This is a genomic window from Enterobacter sp. 186315, assembly GCF_053290175.1.
This window is the reverse complement of the sequence record NZ_JBPTTK010000008.1, coordinates 157,773-174,238: the sequence shown is the minus strand read 5'-3', so window position 1 is coordinate 174,238 and position 16,466 is coordinate 157,773. Positions and strand designations below refer to the sequence as shown.

Annotated in this window: 15 protein-coding genes; 9 read left to right on the top strand and 6 right to left on the bottom strand. The window is 57.2% G+C overall.

Annotated elements, in window-relative coordinates:
* Positions 1 to 58: 58 nt before the first annotated feature.
* The 4 genes from ACSVHP_RS11815 to kbl form a co-directional block, all read right to left on the bottom strand.
* Complete coding sequence (locus tag ACSVHP_RS11815; RefSeq protein WP_234674167.1) at positions 59 to 1,318, bottom strand: O-antigen ligase family protein; 1,260 nt, start codon at positions 1,316 to 1,318, stop codon at positions 59 to 61.
* Between the two features lie 68 nt (positions 1,319 to 1,386).
* On the bottom strand, positions 1,387 to 2,967 hold the full coding sequence (locus tag ACSVHP_RS11810) for a sulfatase-like hydrolase/transferase (protein ID WP_447552009.1): 1,581 nt from the start codon (positions 2,965 to 2,967) through the stop codon (positions 1,387 to 1,389).
* Between the two features lie 176 nt (positions 2,968 to 3,143).
* Entirely contained in the window at positions 3,144 to 4,169 is a 1,026-nt protein-coding gene (tdh, locus tag ACSVHP_RS11805; protein WP_234674165.1) for an L-threonine 3-dehydrogenase, read from the bottom strand.
* 9 nt (positions 4,170 to 4,178) lie between these two features.
* A complete protein-coding gene (gene kbl, locus ACSVHP_RS11800) occupies positions 4,179 to 5,375 on the bottom strand; it encodes a glycine C-acetyltransferase (RefSeq protein ID WP_182946169.1) in 1,197 nt (398 codons plus the stop codon).
* A 215-nt stretch (positions 5,376 to 5,590) separates the two neighbouring features.
* Between kbl and rfaD the strand changes: the two genes are divergently transcribed.
* From rfaD to ACSVHP_RS11775, 5 genes are read left to right on the top strand one after another with little or no spacing between them, the layout of a single operon-like run.
* A complete protein-coding gene (rfaD, locus tag ACSVHP_RS11795; RefSeq protein ID WP_234674164.1) occupies positions 5,591 to 6,523 on the top strand; it encodes an ADP-glyceromanno-heptose 6-epimerase in 933 nt (310 codons plus the stop codon).
* Between the two features lie 12 nt (positions 6,524 to 6,535).
* Complete coding sequence (gene rfaF / locus ACSVHP_RS11790) at positions 6,536 to 7,582, top strand: ADP-heptose--LPS heptosyltransferase RfaF (protein ID WP_234674163.1); 1,047 nt, start codon at positions 6,536 to 6,538, stop codon at positions 7,580 to 7,582.
* A gap of 3 nt (positions 7,583 to 7,585) precedes the next feature.
* Positions 7,586 to 8,572 (top strand): lipopolysaccharide heptosyltransferase RfaC, encoded by a 987-nt coding sequence (rfaC, locus tag ACSVHP_RS11785; protein ID WP_417313607.1) that lies wholly within the window; start codon positions 7,586 to 7,588, stop codon positions 8,570 to 8,572.
* The gene (rfaQ, locus tag ACSVHP_RS11780) at positions 8,565 to 9,668 is read left to right on the top strand and encodes a putative lipopolysaccharide heptosyltransferase III (protein ID WP_447552008.1); all 1,104 of its coding nucleotides are present in this window, start codon (positions 8,565 to 8,567) and stop codon (positions 9,666 to 9,668) included. Before rfaC ends, rfaQ begins: the two co-directional genes overlap by 8 nt.
* Positions 9,665 to 10,774, top strand: coding sequence for a glycosyltransferase family 4 protein (locus tag ACSVHP_RS11775; RefSeq protein WP_447552007.1), 1,110 nt, complete (start codon positions 9,665 to 9,667; stop codon positions 10,772 to 10,774). Before rfaQ ends, ACSVHP_RS11775 begins: the two co-directional genes overlap by 4 nt.
* Here the strand turns inward: ACSVHP_RS11775 and ACSVHP_RS11770 are convergent.
* Positions 10,753 to 11,856 (bottom strand): glycosyltransferase family 4 protein, encoded by a 1,104-nt coding sequence (locus ACSVHP_RS11770; RefSeq protein WP_417313610.1) that lies wholly within the window; start codon positions 11,854 to 11,856, stop codon positions 10,753 to 10,755. The two genes, ACSVHP_RS11775 and ACSVHP_RS11770, sit on opposite strands and share 22 nt — an antisense overlap.
* Positions 11,857 to 12,013: 157 nt before the next feature.
* On the opposite strand from ACSVHP_RS11770, the gene ACSVHP_RS11765 reads away from it, so the two are divergent.
* The 4 genes from ACSVHP_RS11765 to coaD all read left to right on the top strand — a co-directional run bounded on the left by ACSVHP_RS11765 (position 12,014) and on the right by coaD (position 15,591).
* Positions 12,014 to 12,997: a glycosyltransferase gene (locus ACSVHP_RS11765; RefSeq protein WP_234674158.1), complete on the top strand. Its 984-nt coding sequence runs from the start codon at positions 12,014 to 12,016 to the stop codon at positions 12,995 to 12,997.
* A 66-nt stretch (positions 12,998 to 13,063) separates the two neighbouring features.
* On the top strand, positions 13,064 to 14,338 hold the full coding sequence (waaA, locus tag ACSVHP_RS11760) for a lipid IV(A) 3-deoxy-D-manno-octulosonic acid transferase (protein ID WP_234674157.1): 1,275 nt from the start codon (positions 13,064 to 13,066) through the stop codon (positions 14,336 to 14,338).
* Complete coding sequence (locus ACSVHP_RS11755) at positions 14,338 to 15,108, top strand: glycosyltransferase family 2 protein (RefSeq protein WP_447552006.1); 771 nt, start codon at positions 14,338 to 14,340, stop codon at positions 15,106 to 15,108. The genes waaA and ACSVHP_RS11755 overlap by 1 nt, the downstream gene beginning before the upstream one ends.
* Before the next feature lie 3 nt (positions 15,109 to 15,111).
* Positions 15,112 to 15,591: a pantetheine-phosphate adenylyltransferase gene (gene coaD, locus ACSVHP_RS11750; protein WP_447552005.1), complete on the top strand. Its 480-nt coding sequence runs from the start codon at positions 15,112 to 15,114 to the stop codon at positions 15,589 to 15,591.
* 47 nt (positions 15,592 to 15,638) lie between these two features.
* Here the strand turns inward: coaD and mutM are convergent, their stop codons facing one another.
* Positions 15,639 to 16,448 (bottom strand): bifunctional DNA-formamidopyrimidine glycosylase/DNA-(apurinic or apyrimidinic site) lyase, encoded by an 810-nt coding sequence (gene mutM / locus ACSVHP_RS11745; protein WP_447552004.1) that lies wholly within the window; start codon positions 16,446 to 16,448, stop codon positions 15,639 to 15,641.
* Positions 16,449 to 16,466 lie beyond the last annotated feature (18 nt).

The following is a 16,466-nucleotide window of genomic DNA, read 5'->3' as shown; positions in this document are numbered from 1 at the left end:
TGTTAAATGACATTATCCACCAGGAGAATACCTTTTTCCTGGTGGATAATCAAAACGATTACTTTATGACTTCCCGATCTCTGTTTTGTTGCAGGAATACTACCGACATAATAAGCGTCAGCATCCAGGCAACCGGCGTGGTTTTAGAATAGAACATTACGCCGCTGAGACCGAACATAATTAATGAGGCTAAAAATGCGCACAGAATAACGCTGTTCAATTTACGGAGTGCGTACCACGCAAGAGAAATAACAAAAAGAATATAAAGCAGTAATCCAGATGGACCTTTTAGTGAGAGCGTTTCAACCACTTCGTTATGCAAATGACCACGCATATGGTCTAACGCACCCGCCAGGCTTGGGTCTTTTTTGACCTCTTCCCGAATTTTTTCATTACGGGTATCTGTCGACTGCCAAAAATAGTTGTCTTTGGCTGCTGCCAGGCCGGTTTCCCACATTGCAAAACGCGCACCAACGGAGGTGGTACTGTTGTCTTTATCATACGCAACGATATCGTTGTTCAGGTCGTTGTAACGCTGAATCAAACTGTTTTTCATCATATACATTCCCGCCATCAACGCGAGGACAAGCACGCCAATACCGCGCCAGGGAATGTGCTTTTCTTTATAGAACTTCACTACCAACAGGCCAAAGAAAATCACCGGGTAGGCGACGATAGCCGCGCGGGTTTCCGTCGCCACTAATATCAGGAAGGTAATGAAGAAGTGCGCCATGATGCCCAGCGTCTTCCATTTTGAGGTGCTGTGCTGCAAGACGAGGATGGTATAGAAAGAGATAAACGCGATGGTGTAAGCCGCCCCGGTAGCGTTGGTACCGCCTTTCAGAGCCAGGTTGACTCGCTGACTTTCCTCAATAAAATGCTGATAGCCTGCATAAACAATAATCATTATTTGAAGCAGTACGGCCAGCAGCACATGGATCTTATTGTTTCCGATTTTAATCTGGCTCCTGTTAGCAAAAACGAACAGCGAGAAGGCGCCAAATAAACAGATTTTTCCCACTTCCAGATAGGAACGGTAAGAGTTAATCGCCTGACTGTCCTCAACTTTAAACATTCTGTACCAGGCAAGATCGCTCAGCCCAATAAGCAGAAGAACCAGGCAAAGCCAAAAGGCGTCATTTTTTCTGAAGTTCTTAATATCCAGTAAAAAAGCCACCAGCGCCACAAATCCGGCGATGCTGAAAACTTTAATGGATGTATTAGGCGAAATAATGACACACCCAAATGCAATAGCGCACAACCCGAACAATATCTGAATTAAATAATTCTGGGTCTTATCTAAAGTTAAATTACTCATCATCATTCCATTTACTGAAAGTAAAAACAGGCTAGCATATCCCGTTACGTTTGTTGATCGCACCAGTGTTAACGAATATTGCGCCATTCATACGACTTACCGATGGTATCCAGCACGGTCACATTTTTATCGTAACCCGCCAGCCATGACTGAACGGTATTCACCGGTTCACCCTGGCGATGAATACCCAACCACAGTTCCGCAAGCGTATTCACATCGTCAGCGGACCATGGCTTGTCGTAATCGCCAGTCATTTTGTTTTTAGAATCAACCTGCTGACCATACCAGATAAACATCGGGATATGCAGCGCTTCTCTCGGCGGATTAACGTTACCGTGAGAGTAGACCACCGACCGCTGCGGGTCGCGCACCAGCCCGTGATCGGAGAAATACATCACCGACGAGCGGGAGTTTTCCAGAGTGCGGAAGATATTCCCCATCAGGGTATCCGTATAGCGCACGGAATTGTCGTAACAGTCGTCGGCTTCGTTATCCCCATGCAGAACCGCCTGGTTGGCCGGGAAACGACGACAGGCTGGCTCGTGGCTGCCGTACAAATGCAACACGATCACCTTCTTGCCCGGCTTTTTCAGCGCCGCATCCAGCAACGGCAGCAGATCTTCGTCGTAACCCCCGTCCAGCCACTGATGTTCTTTTGTATTCATGGCGATACCGGTAATGACGTTGTTATGCGCCCCGCCTTTCCCCTGGCGGCTGAACCAGTAGGTGTCATATCCCGCTTTATTGGCGATATTAATTACGTTATCGCTGTACTTGTGCGGATCGCGACCGCTCACAGTATCCGCCGTCAGGGCAAGCGGCACGGCCATAATGGTCACGGGGGCTGGCGTTACGGCATTGCGGAACAGTAAAAGCTGCGGTTTCTGCTTGATAAGCTCCGGCGTGGTATCGCGTGGATAACCGTAAATGCTCATGTTCGCCGTGCGTTCAGACTCCCCCACAATCAGCACGTAGTTATCAATACCGGTGTCCGTGAGGGTAATTTTGTAATCAGGGATGTTATTGCCGATATTGGCAACCACCGCGTTATCTTCTATCGCCTGCATAAACACTTTCGCGGTGCTGACGGGCGTTGCCTGCACTACGCGCTGGGTCAGACTTTCAACGCTGCTTTTGCGCAGCTGGTGCTGCAAGGCCTGGCCGAAAAAGGCGAGCAGCGTCAGGACCAGGGCAATGCCCGGCCAGCGGCGAAAACGCGGCGCTATGGGCCACCAGCCGGTGTTGGCGGTTAAGATGAACAGCGCGGAGATTGCCATGAAGGTCAGGCAGTCTCGCCAGTACAGTCCCAGCATCGAGCTTGCTTCACCGGGCGTGGTATTTAACACGCTGAGAGCAAATCCATAGCTGAATGAGGAATTAAAATTGTTCCACGCATATAACTGAAGCGTAACATCTGCCGCCACCGGAATTAATAAAACGGCCGCCAGAACGTTTCTAATAAATTTATTATTGATGCACTTGAGCGTCAGCACGATTAATAAGAACACCAGGGTTCTGTTAATCACGGCATTATATTTAGCATTGAGAATATTAACGCCAATAACTATTAGCAGCGAAATGAAGACAGACACAAGGGTCGTGAAACGGGCAGGTGTAGAAACCAGTTTTTGAGAAAACAGTGTGGACATAATGACCTGATAAGCCTGGACAATGCTTTCCTGACGAAATCGATTCGACTGCAAAAGATGTCCGCGCGGAGAAGACAGAATGGAGAAAAATTCGCCAGAAGTTAACAAGTAACCCGGGCAAAGTCAAACCACTAAAACCGTTATGGCACCCGGCAATTCGGGTGCCAGAAATACCATTAATCCCAGCTCAAAATCACTTTACCGGACTGCCCTGAACGCATTGCGTCAAAGCCCTGCTGGAACTCATCGATGGAGAAACGATGGGTGATGATAGGAGACAGATCCAGACCAGACTGGATCAGCGCCGCCATCTTGTACCAGGTTTCGAACATCTCGCGGCCATAGATGCCTTTGATGAACAGACCTTTAAAGATGACCTTGTTCCAGTCGATAGACATATCTGACGGTGGAATACCCAGCATCGCGATACGGCCACCGTGGTTCATGGTGTCGAGCATGGTACGGAACGCCGGTGGCGCACCCGACATCTCCAGACCCACGTCAAAGCCTTCGGTCATGCCCAGCTCTTCCATCACGTCGGACAGGCTCTCTTTAGACACGTCCACCGCGCGGGTAACGCCCATTTTGCGCGCCAGCGACAGGCGGTACTCGTTCACGTCGGTGATCACAACGTTGCGCGCGCCGACATGTTTCGCCACCGCTGCGGCCATAATGCCGATCGGGCCCGCGCCGGAAACCAGCACGTCTTCACCCACCAGGTCGAAGGAGAGCGCCGTGTGTACCGCGTTGCCGAACGGGTCAAAGATAGAGGCCAGATCGTCAGAGATGTTGTCCGGGATTTTGAACGCGTTAAACGCCGGGATCACCAGGTATTCTGCGAAACAGCCCGGACGGTTAACGCCCACGCCCACGGTGTTGCGGCACAGGTGCGTGCGACCGCCGCGACAGTTACGGCAGTGGCCGCAGGTGATGTGGCCTTCGCCAGACACGCGATCGCCAATCTTAAAGCCCTTCACTTCCTGACCAATGCCGACCACTTCGCCGACGTATTCATGACCGACAACCATCGGCACCGGAATGGTCTTCTGCGACCACTGGTCCCAGTTGTAGATATGCACGTCAGTCCCGCAAATCGCGGTTTTACGAATTTTGATCAGCAGATCGTTATGACCGACTTCCGGCTCCGGCACGTCGGTCATCCAAATCCCTTCTTCCGCTTTCAGTTTGGATAACGCTTTCATCATACGTCCTCAGGCAATGACGCCCAGCTGTTTGCCGATGCGGGTGAAGGCTTCCACCGCACGTTCAATTTGTTCAGGCGAATGCGCCGCAGACATCTGGGTGCGGATACGCGCCTGACCTTTTGGCACCACCGGGAAGAAGAATCCGGTGACGTAAATCCCCTCTTTTTGCAGCTCGCGGGCAAACTGCTGCGCCACGACCGCATCGCCCAGCATCACCGGGATGATCGCGTGATCGGCACCGGCGAGGGTGAACCCTGCGGCGCTCATTTTTTCGCGGAACAGACGGGCGTTCGACCACAGACGATCGCGCAGCTCAGCGCCTGACTCCACCATCTCCAGCACTTTGATAGAGGCAGAAACGATAGCCGGCGCCAGGGAGTTGGAGAACAGATACGGACGGGAGCGCTGGCGCAGCCACTCAACCACCTCTTTACGCGCGGCGGTATAGCCGCCGGACGCGCCGCCGAGGGCTTTGCCCAGCGTACCGGTGATGATGTCCACGCGGCCCATCACGTCGCAGTATTCGTGGGAGCCACGGCCGTTTTCACCGACAAAACCGACCGCGTGAGAGTCATCGACCATCACCAGCGCATCGTATTTGTCCGCCAGGTCGCACACGCCCTTCAGGTTGGCGATCACGCCGTCCATCGAGAACACGCCGTCGGTGGCGATCAGCACGTGGCGAGCACCCGCTTCACGGGCCTCTTTCAGGCGCGCTTCCAGCTCGACCATATCGTTGTTGGCGTAGCGGAAACGCTTCGCTTTGCACAGACGCACGCCGTCGATGATGGAGGCGTGGTTCAGGGCGTCGGAGATAATCGCGTCTTCTGCGCCCAGCAGGGTCTCAAACAGACCGCCGTTGGCGTCGAAGCAGGAGGAGTACAGGATCGCATCTTCCATGCCTAAGAAGCTCGCCAGCTTTTGCTCCAGCTGCTTGTGGCTGTCCTGGGTACCGCAGATAAAGCGCACGGAGGCCATCCCAAAACCGTGGGTGTCCATGCCGTTTTTCGCCGCGGCAATCAGCTCAGGGTGATTCGCAAGACCTAAATAGTTGTTCGCGCAAAAGTTGATCACGTGGCTGCCGTCGGCAACGGTGATATCCGCCTGCTGCGCAGACGTGATAATGCGCTCTTCTTTGAACAACCCTTCCGCACGTGCGGTGTCCAGGTCGCTGTTTAACTGTTTGTAAAAATCACCACGCATTGCAATTCTCCAGACTCGGCAAATTTCGGCACATATTACCCAAACCTATACTTCCTGACGAGATGACACATTATCTCTTGTCGTTTTTGCAGCATAAATCACGTGTACCCCTGCTGCATATCGGTGAATGGCTGAAGGCCAGCCATACTAATGATATGATAGAAACATTAGCGTCCGGGATTGTCCCCGGGCTCCACACTTCAAAGGTTACAGTTATGATCATCGTTACCGGCGGCGCGGGCTTTATCGGCAGCAACATTGTTAAAGCGCTCAATGACAAAGGCATCACCGACATCCTGGTGGTGGACAACCTGAAAGACGGCACCAAATTTGTAAACCTGGTCGATCTGAACATCGCTGATTACATGGATAAAGAAGACTTCCTTATCCAGATTATGGCAGGTGAAGAGTTCGGCGACATTGAAGCCATCTTCCACGAAGGCGCGTGCTCTTCCACCACCGAGTGGGACGGCAAGTACATGATGGATAACAACTATCAGTACTCCAAAGAGATCCTGCACTACTGCCTGGAGCGTGAAATTCCGTTCCTGTACGCCTCATCGGCGGCCACTTACGGCGGGCGTACCTCTGACTTCATCGAATCCCGCGAATACGAGCAGCCGCTGAACGTTTACGGCTACTCCAAGTTCCTGTTCGACGAGTATGTGCGTCAGGTCCTGCCAGAAGCGAATTCGCAGATTGTCGGCTTCCGCTACTTCAACGTCTACGGGCCGCGCGAAGGCCATAAAGGCAGCATGGCGAGCGTGGCGTTCCATCTGAACACCCAGCTGAACAACGGCGAAAGCCCGAAACTGTTCGAAGGCAGCGACGGCTTCAAGCGTGACTTCGTCTACGTGGGCGACGTTGCCGCAGTCAACCTGTGGTTCTGGGAAAATGGCGTGTCCGGCATCTTCAACCTGGGCACGGGCCGCGCGGAGTCCTTCCAGGCGGTGGCAGACGCGACGCTGGCATACCACAAAAAAGGCAGCATCGAGTACATTCCGTTCCCTGACAAGCTCAAAGGCCGCTACCAGGCGTTCACTCAGGCCGATCTGACCAATCTGCGCGCAGCAGGTTACGACAAGCCGTTCAAGACCGTTGCCGAAGGCGTAACGGAGTATATGGCCTGGCTGAACCGCGACGCGTAAGGCAGACAACCAATGAGGATACTGGTGATCGGCCCGTCATGGGTGGGCGACATGATGATGTCGCAAAGTCTCTATCGCACGCTCAAGGCGCGCTATCCCCAGGCGATAATCGACGTGATGGCACCCGCATGGTGCCGTCCGCTGCTGTCGCGTATGCCGGAAGTCAACGACGCGATCCCCATGCCGCTCGGCCACGGGGCGCTGGAAATTGGCGAACGCCGCAAGCTCGGCCTTAGCCTGCGCGATAAGCGCTACGACCGCGCGTATGTCCTGCCTAATTCGTTTAAATCCGCGTTAGTCCCTTTCTTTGCGGGCATTCCGCATCGCACCGGCTGGCGCGGCGAAATGCGCTACGGCCTGCTGAACGACGCCCGCGTGCTGGATAAAGAGGCCTGGCCGCTGATGGTGGAGCGCTACGTGGCGCTGGCCTACGACAAAGGCGTGATGCGCAGCGCGAAGGATCTGCCGCAGCCGCTGCTGTGGCCGCAGCTTCAGGTAAACGACGGCGAAAAATCCCAGACCTGCAACGCGTTTGGACTGTCGTCTGAACGCCCGATGATCGGCTTCTGCCCTGGCGCCGAGTTCGGCCCGGCGAAGCGCTGGCCGCACTATCACTACGCCGAGCTGGCGAAGCAGCTGATTGACGAAGGCCATCAGATTGTCCTGTTCGGCTCTGCGAAAGATCACGACGCGGGTAACGAAATCCTGGCCGCGCTGAGTATTGAGCAGCAGGCCTGGTGCCGCAATCTCGCCGGGGAGACCCAGCTGGAGCAGGCGGTCATTCTGATCGGTGCCTGTAAAGCCGTGGTCACCAACGATTCCGGTCTGATGCACGTTGCCGCCGCGCTTAACCGCCCGCTGGTTGCCCTGTATGGCCCTAGCAGCCCGGACTTCACCCCACCGCTGTCGCACAAAGCGCGCGTGATCCGCCTTATCACCGGCTATCACAAGGTGCGTAAAGGGGACGCAGCAGAAGGCTATCATCAGAGCCTGATCGACATCACGCCCGAGCGCGTGCTCGAAGAACTCAACGAACTGCTGTTGAGCGAAGAAGGATAACGGATGCGGGTATTGATCGTTAAAACCTCTTCGATGGGCGATGTTCTGCATACGCTGCCGTCGCTGACGGACGCCATGCGGGCCATCCCCGGCATTCGTTTTGACTGGGTGGTGGAAGAGGGCTTCGCGCAGATCCCCACCTGGCACGACGCGGTCGACCGCGCGATCCCGGTAGCGATCCGCCGCTGGCGCAAAGCCTGGTTCTCCGCCCCGATTAAAGCCGAGCGCAACGCCTTTCGCGAAGCGGTGCAGGCAGAGCGTTACGATGCGATTATCGACGCGCAGGGGCTGGTGAAAAGCGCGGCGCTTGTGACGCGTCTGGCGCACGGCGTAAAGCACGGCATGGACTGGCAAAGCGCCCGCGAACCGCTGGCGAGCCTGTTCTACAACCGCCGTCACCACATTGCAAAGCAGCAGCACGCCGTGGAACGCACCCGGGAGCTGTTTGCCAAAAGCCTCGGCTATGCGAAACCCGAAACCCAGGGCGATTACGCAATATCGCAGCATTTTCTCCACCCTTCGAAGCAAGAAGCCGCGCCTTATCTCATTTTTCTGCACGCCACTACGCGCGACGATAAACACTGGCCGGAAGCCCACTGGCGCGAGCTTATCGGCCTGCTGAGCACGTCTGGCCTGCGCATCAAGCTCCCGTGGGGTGCGCCGCACGAAGAAGCGCGCGCAAAGCGCCTTGCGGAAGGCTTTGATTTCGTGGACGTCCTGCCGCGCATGAAGCTCGACGGCGTGGCGCAGGAGCTGGCTGGCGCAGCGGCAGTAGTCTCTGTCGATACCGGCCTGAGCCACCTGACGGCGGCGCTGGACAGACCTAATATTACGCTTTACGGCCCCACGGACCCGGGCCTTATCGGCGGCTATGGAAAAAATCAATATATCTGCCGCCCGGAACATTCATCGCAGCTGAGCGACCTCAGCGCCGCTGCGGTATTTGCGCAATTAGAGCCTTTGCTGGCAGCAGAGAGAGCCTATGTCTGATTTTTTCTCAGCGGAGCGCCCACCGAAGCGCGTGCTGATTATTAAGCTGCGTCACCACGGTGACGTGTTGCTGACTTCACCGGTGTTTACCGTGCTGAAGAAGAACTGGCCTAACGTTGAGGTCGACGCCCTGGTGTATGACGACACCCAGGCGATGTTGACCAGCCATCCGTATATCGATCAAGTGCATACTATTGGCCGCAACTGGCGCAAGAAGGGCTGGTTCGAGCAGTTCCGTCTGTACCGCGCGCTGGTAAACACCCTGAAAGGCCGTCAGTACGACGTGCTGATCAACCTGACCGAACACTGGCACGGGGCGCGTCTGGCGCGTCGCCTTAAGCCGCGCGTCTCCGTGGGCTTTAAGCCGGACAAACGCGGCGGCCTGGCGCGTCGTCGCTGGGTGAAATCCTTCACCACGCTCTACCCGGCGATTCAGGACAACAGCCGCCATATGGTTGAAGTGAACCTGGACGCCCTGCGCCGCATCGGCATCCATCCGCAGTCCGACGAAGACAAACACACCCTGTTTGTGCCGGGCGAGGCCGCCGAAGCCTCCGTGGCGGAAAAGCTGGCGGCTTTCGGCCTTGCGAGCAAATCCTACATTCTGGTGCATCCGACCTCGCGCTGGATGTTTAAAGCCTGGGATATCAACAAGCTGGCCGCCACGATTGATAATTTAGCGGCACGCGGCCTGCCGATTGTTCTTTCTGCGGCACCGTCGAAAGAAGAGCAGGCCTACATGGACGCGCTGCGCGCTGCGCTCACCCAGCCGGTGTTTGATTTAAGCGGTCAGCTGAACCTGAAAGAGCTGGGCGCCCTGATGAAGCACGCGCGGATTTACTTCGGCGTGGACTCCATGCCGATGCACCTGGCCAGCGCGGTGGGTACGCCGACGGTCGCCATCTTTGGCCCGACCGGAGCGATTAAGTGGGCGCCGTGGGGCGTGAACTATCGCGTCATCACCGCCGGGTTTACCTGCCAGCCCTGCGGTAAAGCGGGCTGCGGCGACAGCGGCGTGTCTGACTGCATCACCGCCATTACCCCGCAGCAGGTATTAAGCGCCATCGACACGCTGCTGCTGGACGCTCCGGCATGAAGCTGGCTATCGTCCGACAGACCTACAACCCCAACGGCGGCGCGGAGCGGTTTGTCTCCCGCGCGCTGAACGTGCTGGCGCAGGATACGTCCCTCGACGTCACGCTGATCGCCCGCCAGTGGGAAGACGCCTCCGGCTGGAAAACCCTGACGGTCAATCCGCCGTTTCGTAACCGCATCGCCCGGGAATCCGGCTTTGCGGCGGAAGCGGCCTCGCATTTTGCGCAGTTCGATATTGTGCAAAGCCACGAGCGCATTCCCGGCGCGACCATCTTCCGCGCGGGCGACGGCGTTCACGCCACCTGGCTTGAGCAGTATGGCCGCATCCTGTCGCCGCTGGCGCGCTGGACGCAGTCCTTCAGCCGCTATCACCGCTACATTTTGCAGGCCGAAGCGCAGATGTTTACCCATCCGCAGCTGCGCACCGTGATCTGCAACTCGAAGATGGTGCGCGACGATATCGCCCGCCGCTTCGCGCTGACGGATGACAGGCTGACGGTGATCTACAACGGCGTGGACACGGCGCATTTCAGCCCCGACGTGCGCGCGCGTTCGCAGCGCAGCGCGCTCGGTATCCTCGAGAGTGCTCCGGTGCTGGCGTATGTCGGCTCTGGTTTTAGCCGTAAAGGCGTTGCCACCGCGCTGCGCGCTATCGTGCCGCACCCGGACGTCTGGCTGCTGGTTGCCGGGCGGGACAAACATGCGCGGAAGTTCGAAAAGCTGGCGCAGACGCTTGGCGTGGCAGCGCGCGTGCGCTTCCTCGGCCCGGTTTCCGACGTGCGCGAGGTGTATGGCACGGCGGACGCGCTGATCCTCCCAACGCTTTACGATCCGTTCCCGAACGTCTGCGTCGAGGCGCTGGCCTGCGGTCTGCCGCTGCTGACCAGCCACGGCTGCGGCGCGGCGGAGTGGATAATCGAGGGAGAAAACGGCTGGGTGCGCGACGCGCTGGACAGCACCGGCTATCAAGATGCGATCGCCAGCTGGCTCAAGGGGCGCAGTGAGGGGGTTAACTATTCAGCCGCCGCGCGCGCAACGGCTGAACCTTATACTCTGGAGCGGATGGCAAAAGAGCTACAGGCGCTTTATCGCGATCTGCTGCGCTGAGCCGCATCGGAGAAAACCTTCTCCATTGCGTCGAGCATACATTCGCGGGTGAAGTGAGTGGTCAGGTAATCGTAACCCTGCTGCGCCAGCGTCTCACGAAGCGCCGCGTCATCACAGAGCGTCACAATCGCATCGTGCAGCGCTTTTTCATCGCGCTGCGCGATCAAGATCCCCGTCTGACCGTTAATCACCGCATCCCCCGTGCCGCCCGCATCGGTGGCAATAGTGGCGATCCGCGACGCCAGCGACTGCAAGACGCCCTGCGGCACCCCTTCCATGTCGTGCGACGGGCTAAGGGCAATATCAAACGCCGGGAACCAGCGCTCCGGATCGGGCTGATGCCCCGCCATCGTCACGCGCTGCTGTAGCCCCAGCGCTGCAATTTCCTGTTCCAGCGTCGCTCTATGCGGGCCTTCCCCGACAATCGCCAGCTTGATCTGCGGATTATCAATCGCCGCCAGAGCACGCAGCAGCACGCTGTGGCCTTTATTTGGGCGCAGATGCGACACCACGCCAAGCCAGATATCGTCCTGCGATAAGCCACAGTGGGCGCGAGCCTCGTGCTTATCCGCCGGATGGAAACGCTGCGTATCGACACCGCTCGGCACCGAGGTGCTCTGGGACATCGGCACGCCGATATTCGCGACCTGATGGCGCAGCGCCTCGCCGGTAGTGACGATATGCGCGCAGGCTTTGCGGAACAGCCAGCGGGTGGTCCAGTTGTTGCGCGGCACGCCGGAAGCGTGACGCGTTCGCACCAGCGGCACCGGGTTCGACAGGGTCAGGTTTGCCAGCGCCACCAGCCAGGTATCGGCGGAGTTATGGCTGTTAATTACATCAATAGACTGGCGGTTGTCCTTCAGCCAGCGGCGCAGCTGTTGCAGGTTTTTGAGATTTTTACGCTTTAACGGCAGGGTGACCACCGTTAATCCGGCACTGCGCGCCATCGCGTTGAGCGGCGCGGTATCCGGGCAAAGTACGGTCACCTGATGGCCACGCTGAATCATCCCTAACGATTCGTTAATAATGCGCAAAGGCTGTCCGCCTTTACCACCGTCTGCTTCAGTGTGAACAATATGCATACATTTCCTGTTAAGAATCTCGCCAGCGTGACGCTAATTTGCCGCCCGACGGGATCTTTGTCCCTCCAGGCATATGTTTTTAGTATCCACCCGATATAATACAGCACGAATGGTATCACCAACATGGGTGGCCTGCCCTGAACACAACGGAGAAAGCATGTCCGACACACCTTTATTGAGCCTTGTCGTCGCCGTATATAACGGTGAAAAATTCCTGAGCGCATTTTTCGACAGCATCAAAGCTCAACATCTGGACAGTCTGGAACTCGTCGTTGTGAACGATGGTTCAAGCGATAACTCCGCTGCCATCATCGCGCAGTACGCCAGTGAATTCCCTTTTTATAAAGTCATCGACCAGGCCAACCAGGGCGTATCTGCCGCGCGTAATACCGGCCTCGCCGTGGCGACCGGCGAATACGTTGCCTTCCCGGACATCGATGATGTGATTTACCCGGGCATGTACCCGCGCCTGCTTGAGATGGCGAAAAAGAACGATCTTGACGTCGCCACCTGTAACGGCACCTACATCTACGATGACGGAAGACCGTCGAAAAAAATCTTCCCGTCTGACAAGCTGCAATCCACCGACGTGCTGGACGGCCCAACCTGGCTGCAACGCGCGCTGGCGTCGCGTAAGTTCCTGCATGTAACCTGGCTGAATATCTATCGCCACGCGTTTATCAAAGAGCAGGGCTTCACCTTTGAACATGGCCTGCGCCATCAGGATATTCCGTGGACCACCGAAGTGCTGCTGACCGCTAAACGCGTGCAGTACACCGACGAAACCTTCTACGACTATCTGATCCATTCAGCCTCGGTTTCCCACACGCCGGGCACGGACGACACGCGTATGCGCAACGCCCGTCATTACATGAAAATCCTCGAAATGCTGGACGCGATTAACAAGCGCCACCCGGACGCCGTACGCCGTGTACCGGCCTGCCAGTGGCAGATTGCCAAAGAGGGTCTGGGCATCCTGCACGCCATCAACAATATCGGCGATCTGAGCAAAAAGCGTGAAATCATCCGCGAACTGTTTGACCGCGGCATCTGGACGCTGATCTGGAAAAACGCCCGCGGGCTGCGCCAGCACTGGCGCCTGGGCCGACGCTATTTCCGTTTGAAGCGGTATCTGGCATAAGAGATAGCTTTACCTGGCCTAAATGCTTAGAATTTGCCCGCCGAAACTAAAAAACGGATAAATCGCTTGGAATTGTTGTATACCGCCCTGCTCTACATCATTCAGCCACTGGTGTGGCTGCGACTGTTGCTTCGTAGCCGTAAAGCGCCTGCGTACCGAAAACGCTGGGCTGAACGCTATGGCTATTGCCGCAACAAAGTCGTGCCGGACGGTATTTTGCTGCACTCCGTTTCTGTTGGCGAAACCCTGGCGGCGATCCCGCTGGTTCGCGCCCTGCGCCACCGTTATCCGTCGCTGCCGATCACCGTCACCACCATGACGCCGACCGGCTCCGAGCGCGCCCTCTCCGCATTCGGCAAAGACGTGCATCACGTCTATCTGCCTTACGATTTGCCCTGCGCCATGAACCGCTTCCTGAACACCGTCAGCCCTAAGCTGGTGATCGTGATGGAAACCGAGCTGTGGCCAAACATGATTTCCGCGCTTCACGCCCGTAAGATCCCGCTGGTTATTGCCAACGCCCGCCTCTCTGAGCGCTCGGCGAAGGGCTACGGCAAGCTGGGCAAATTTATGCGCCGACTGCTCAGCAAGATCACGCTGATTGCCGCACAGAACGAAGAAGACGCCGCGCGCTTTGTGGCGCTTGGCCTGAAGCGCAACCAGCTTGCGGTCACAGGCAGCCTGAAGTTTGATATTTCGGTCACCCCTGAACTCGCTGCCCGCGCGGTCACGCTGCGTCGCCAGTGGGCACCGCGTCGTCAGGTCTGGATCGCGACCAGCACCCACGACGGGGAAGAGGAGATCATCCTCCAGGCCCACCGCAAGCTGCTGGAAAAATTCCCGGATTTACTGCTGATTCTGGTGCCTCGCCACCCGGAGCGTTTTAAAGACGCCCGCGAGATGGTGCAAAAAGGCGGCTTCAGCTTCACCCTGCGTAGCAGCGGTGAAATCCCGTCCGGCAGCACCCAGGTGGTGATTGGCGATACGATGGGCGAGCTGATGCTGCTGTACGGCATTGCGGATCTCGCCTTTGTGGGCGGCAGCCTGGTCGAGCGCGGCGGTCATAACCCGCTGGAGCCAGCGGCACACGCCATCCCGGTGCTGATGGGGCCGCACACGTTTAACTTCAAAGATATCTGCGCTAAATTGCAGCAAGCCGACGGCTTAATTACCGTGACCGACGCGGACTCGGTGGTCAAAGAGGTTTCAACCCTGCTGACCGACGAAGATTACCGCCTGTGGTACGGCCGCCACGCCGTCGAAGTGCTGCACCAGAACCAGGGCGCATTGACCCGTCTGCTGCAACTTCTTCAACCTTATCTGCCTCAGCGGAGCCACTAATGTCTACGCGTCTGTCGGTCGTGATGATCGCCAAAAACGCCACCGACCTGCTTCCCGATTGCCTGGCCTCTGTGGACTGGGCCGACGAAATTGTCCTCCTCGATTCAGGCAGTGAGGACAACACGGTGGAGGTCGCCCGCGCGGCAGGTGTGAAGGTCCACAGTAACACCGACTGGCAGGGTTACGGTATTCAACGCCAGCGCGCCCAGTCCCTGGCCTCCGGCGACTACGTGCTGATGATCGATACCGACGAGCGCGTTACCCCCGAGCTTCGACAGGCCATTCAGACCGCGCTCGCCTCGCCTCAGCCCGGGGCGGTCTACAGCATCGCGCGCCGTAACTATTTCCTGGGCCGCTTTATGCGCCACAGCGGCTGGTATCCGGATCGCGTGATGCGCCTGTATGAGCGCGAACGCTATCAGTACAACGCCAACCTGGTGCATGAATCCCTGGCCTGCGATAACGCGCCGGTGATTGCGCTCTCTGGCGACCTGCTGCACCTCACCTGTCGCGATTTCGCCAGCTTCCAGCGTAAACAGCTCAACTATGCGACCGCATGGGCGCAGGAGCGTCACCAGCGCGGCAAGAAGGCCACGCTGGGCGGGATTTTTACCCATACGCTGGGTGCGTTTCTGAAAACGCTGCTGCTGCGCGGCGGCGTGCTGGACGGGAAACAGGGCTGGTTACTGGCGGTGGTGAATGCCCAGTATACTTTCAACAAATATACCGAGCTGTGGGCGCTTAGCCGCGGCTACTCAGAGAAAACGTGAGCCATGAGCACAAAAGCGATTTATCCGGGTACCTTCGATCCCATCACTAACGGGCATCTTGATATCATCACCCGTGCGGCCAGCATGTTCGATACGGTGATCCTGGCGATTGCCGCCAGCCCGAGCAAAAAACCGATGTTCGATCTCAACGAGCGCGTTGCTCTCGCTACCGAAGCTATCGCCCATCTGCCGAACGTCGAGGTCGTCGGGTTCAGCGATCTGATGGCGAATTTCGCCCGTGCGCAGCAGGCTAATATCCTGATCCGTGGGTTACGCGCGGTGGCAGACTTCGAGTATGAAATGCAGCTGGCGCACATGAACCGCCACCTGATGCCGGAGCTGGAAAGCGTGTTCCTGATGCCGTCAAAAGAGTGGTCGTTTATTTCATCGTCGCTGGTTAAAGAAGTGGCGCGCCATGCCGGCGATGTGACCCATTTCCTGCCGGCAAACGTGCATCAGGCGCTGATGGCAAAGCTTCAGTAAGCGTTTTGATTGCCCGGTGGCGCTGCGCTTACCGGGCCTGCGCCGAGTTATTTCTGGCAGTTACGACAGTAAAACGTGGCGCGCTGGGCGTGCTTCGTGGCAATAATCGGCGTTCCACACACTCTGCACGGCTCGCCTTTACGGCCATAAACCTGTAGCTCCTGGGCAAAATAGCCCGGCTTACCGTCGCTTTGCAGGAAGTCTTTCAGCGTTGTCCCGCCCTGCTCAATCGAGCGCAGCAGCACCGCTTTAATCATTCTCACCAGCAGCTCGCACTCCTGCGCCGACAGCGATGACGCCAGACGGTCAGGATGAATACCGGCCGCAAACAGCGATTCACTGGCGTAGATGTTTCCCACGCCCACCACCAGCTTGTTGTCCATCAGCCAGGGCTTGATCGGGGTTTTCTTCTTCGCGCACTTCGCCTGCAAGTACTGTGCGTTAAACGCCTCTGACAGCGGCTCTGGCCCCAGGTGCGCCAGCACGCTGTGCCCCTCAAGCTCTTTGGTCCACAGCCACGCGCCAAAGCGGCGCGGATCGGTGTAGCGCAGCACTTTGCCATTGCTCATCACCAGATCAACGTGGTCATGCTTTTCTGCGGGCAGCTCCTCCGTGAGAATGCGCAGGCTGCCGGACATCCCCAGGTGGATAATTATCCAGCCGTCGGGCAACTCCAGCAGGAGGTATTTCGCGCGGCGCTGGACGCTGAGGATCGGTTTGTCGCTTAAGGCATGGATCTCATCGGAAACCGGCCAGCGAAGACGACCGTTACGCACGACAGCATGAAGAATGGTCGCACCCACAAGGTGAGGTTCGATACCGCGTCGGCTGGTCTCTACCTCTGGTAATTCAGGCATGGTTCCTCCGTTGAGAAA

Coding starts and splice junctions, on each gene's coding strand:
- ACSVHP_RS11815 (WP_234674167.1), bottom strand. CDS start 1,318: ATGAGTAATTTAACTTTAGATAAGACCCAGAATTATTTAATTCAGATA.
- ACSVHP_RS11810 (WP_447552009.1), bottom strand. CDS start 2,967: ATGTCCACACTGTTTTCTCAAAAACTGGTTTCTACACCTGCCCGTTTC.
- tdh (WP_234674165.1), bottom strand. CDS start 4,169: ATGAAAGCGTTATCCAAACTGAAAGCGGAAGAAGGGATTTGGATGACC.
- kbl (WP_182946169.1), bottom strand. CDS start 5,375: ATGCGTGGTGATTTTTACAAACAGTTAAACAGCGACCTGGACACCGCA.
- rfaD (WP_234674164.1), top strand. CDS start 5,591: ATGATCATCGTTACCGGCGGCGCGGGCTTTATCGGCAGCAACATTGTT.
- rfaF (WP_234674163.1), top strand. CDS start 6,536: ATGAGGATACTGGTGATCGGCCCGTCATGGGTGGGCGACATGATGATG.
- rfaC (WP_417313607.1), top strand. CDS start 7,586: ATGCGGGTATTGATCGTTAAAACCTCTTCGATGGGCGATGTTCTGCAT.
- rfaQ (WP_447552008.1), top strand. CDS start 8,565: ATGTCTGATTTTTTCTCAGCGGAGCGCCCACCGAAGCGCGTGCTGATT.
- ACSVHP_RS11775 (WP_447552007.1), top strand. CDS start 9,665: ATGAAGCTGGCTATCGTCCGACAGACCTACAACCCCAACGGCGGCGCG.
- ACSVHP_RS11770 (WP_417313610.1), bottom strand. CDS start 11,856: ATGCATATTGTTCACACTGAAGCAGACGGTGGTAAAGGCGGACAGCCT.
- ACSVHP_RS11765 (WP_234674158.1), top strand. CDS start 12,014: ATGTCCGACACACCTTTATTGAGCCTTGTCGTCGCCGTATATAACGGT.
- ACSVHP_RS11755 (WP_447552006.1), top strand. CDS start 14,338: ATGTCTACGCGTCTGTCGGTCGTGATGATCGCCAAAAACGCCACCGAC.
- coaD (WP_447552005.1), top strand. CDS start 15,112: ATGAGCACAAAAGCGATTTATCCGGGTACCTTCGATCCCATCACTAAC.
- mutM (WP_447552004.1), bottom strand. CDS start 16,448: ATGCCTGAATTACCAGAGGTAGAGACCAGCCGACGCGGTATCGAACCT.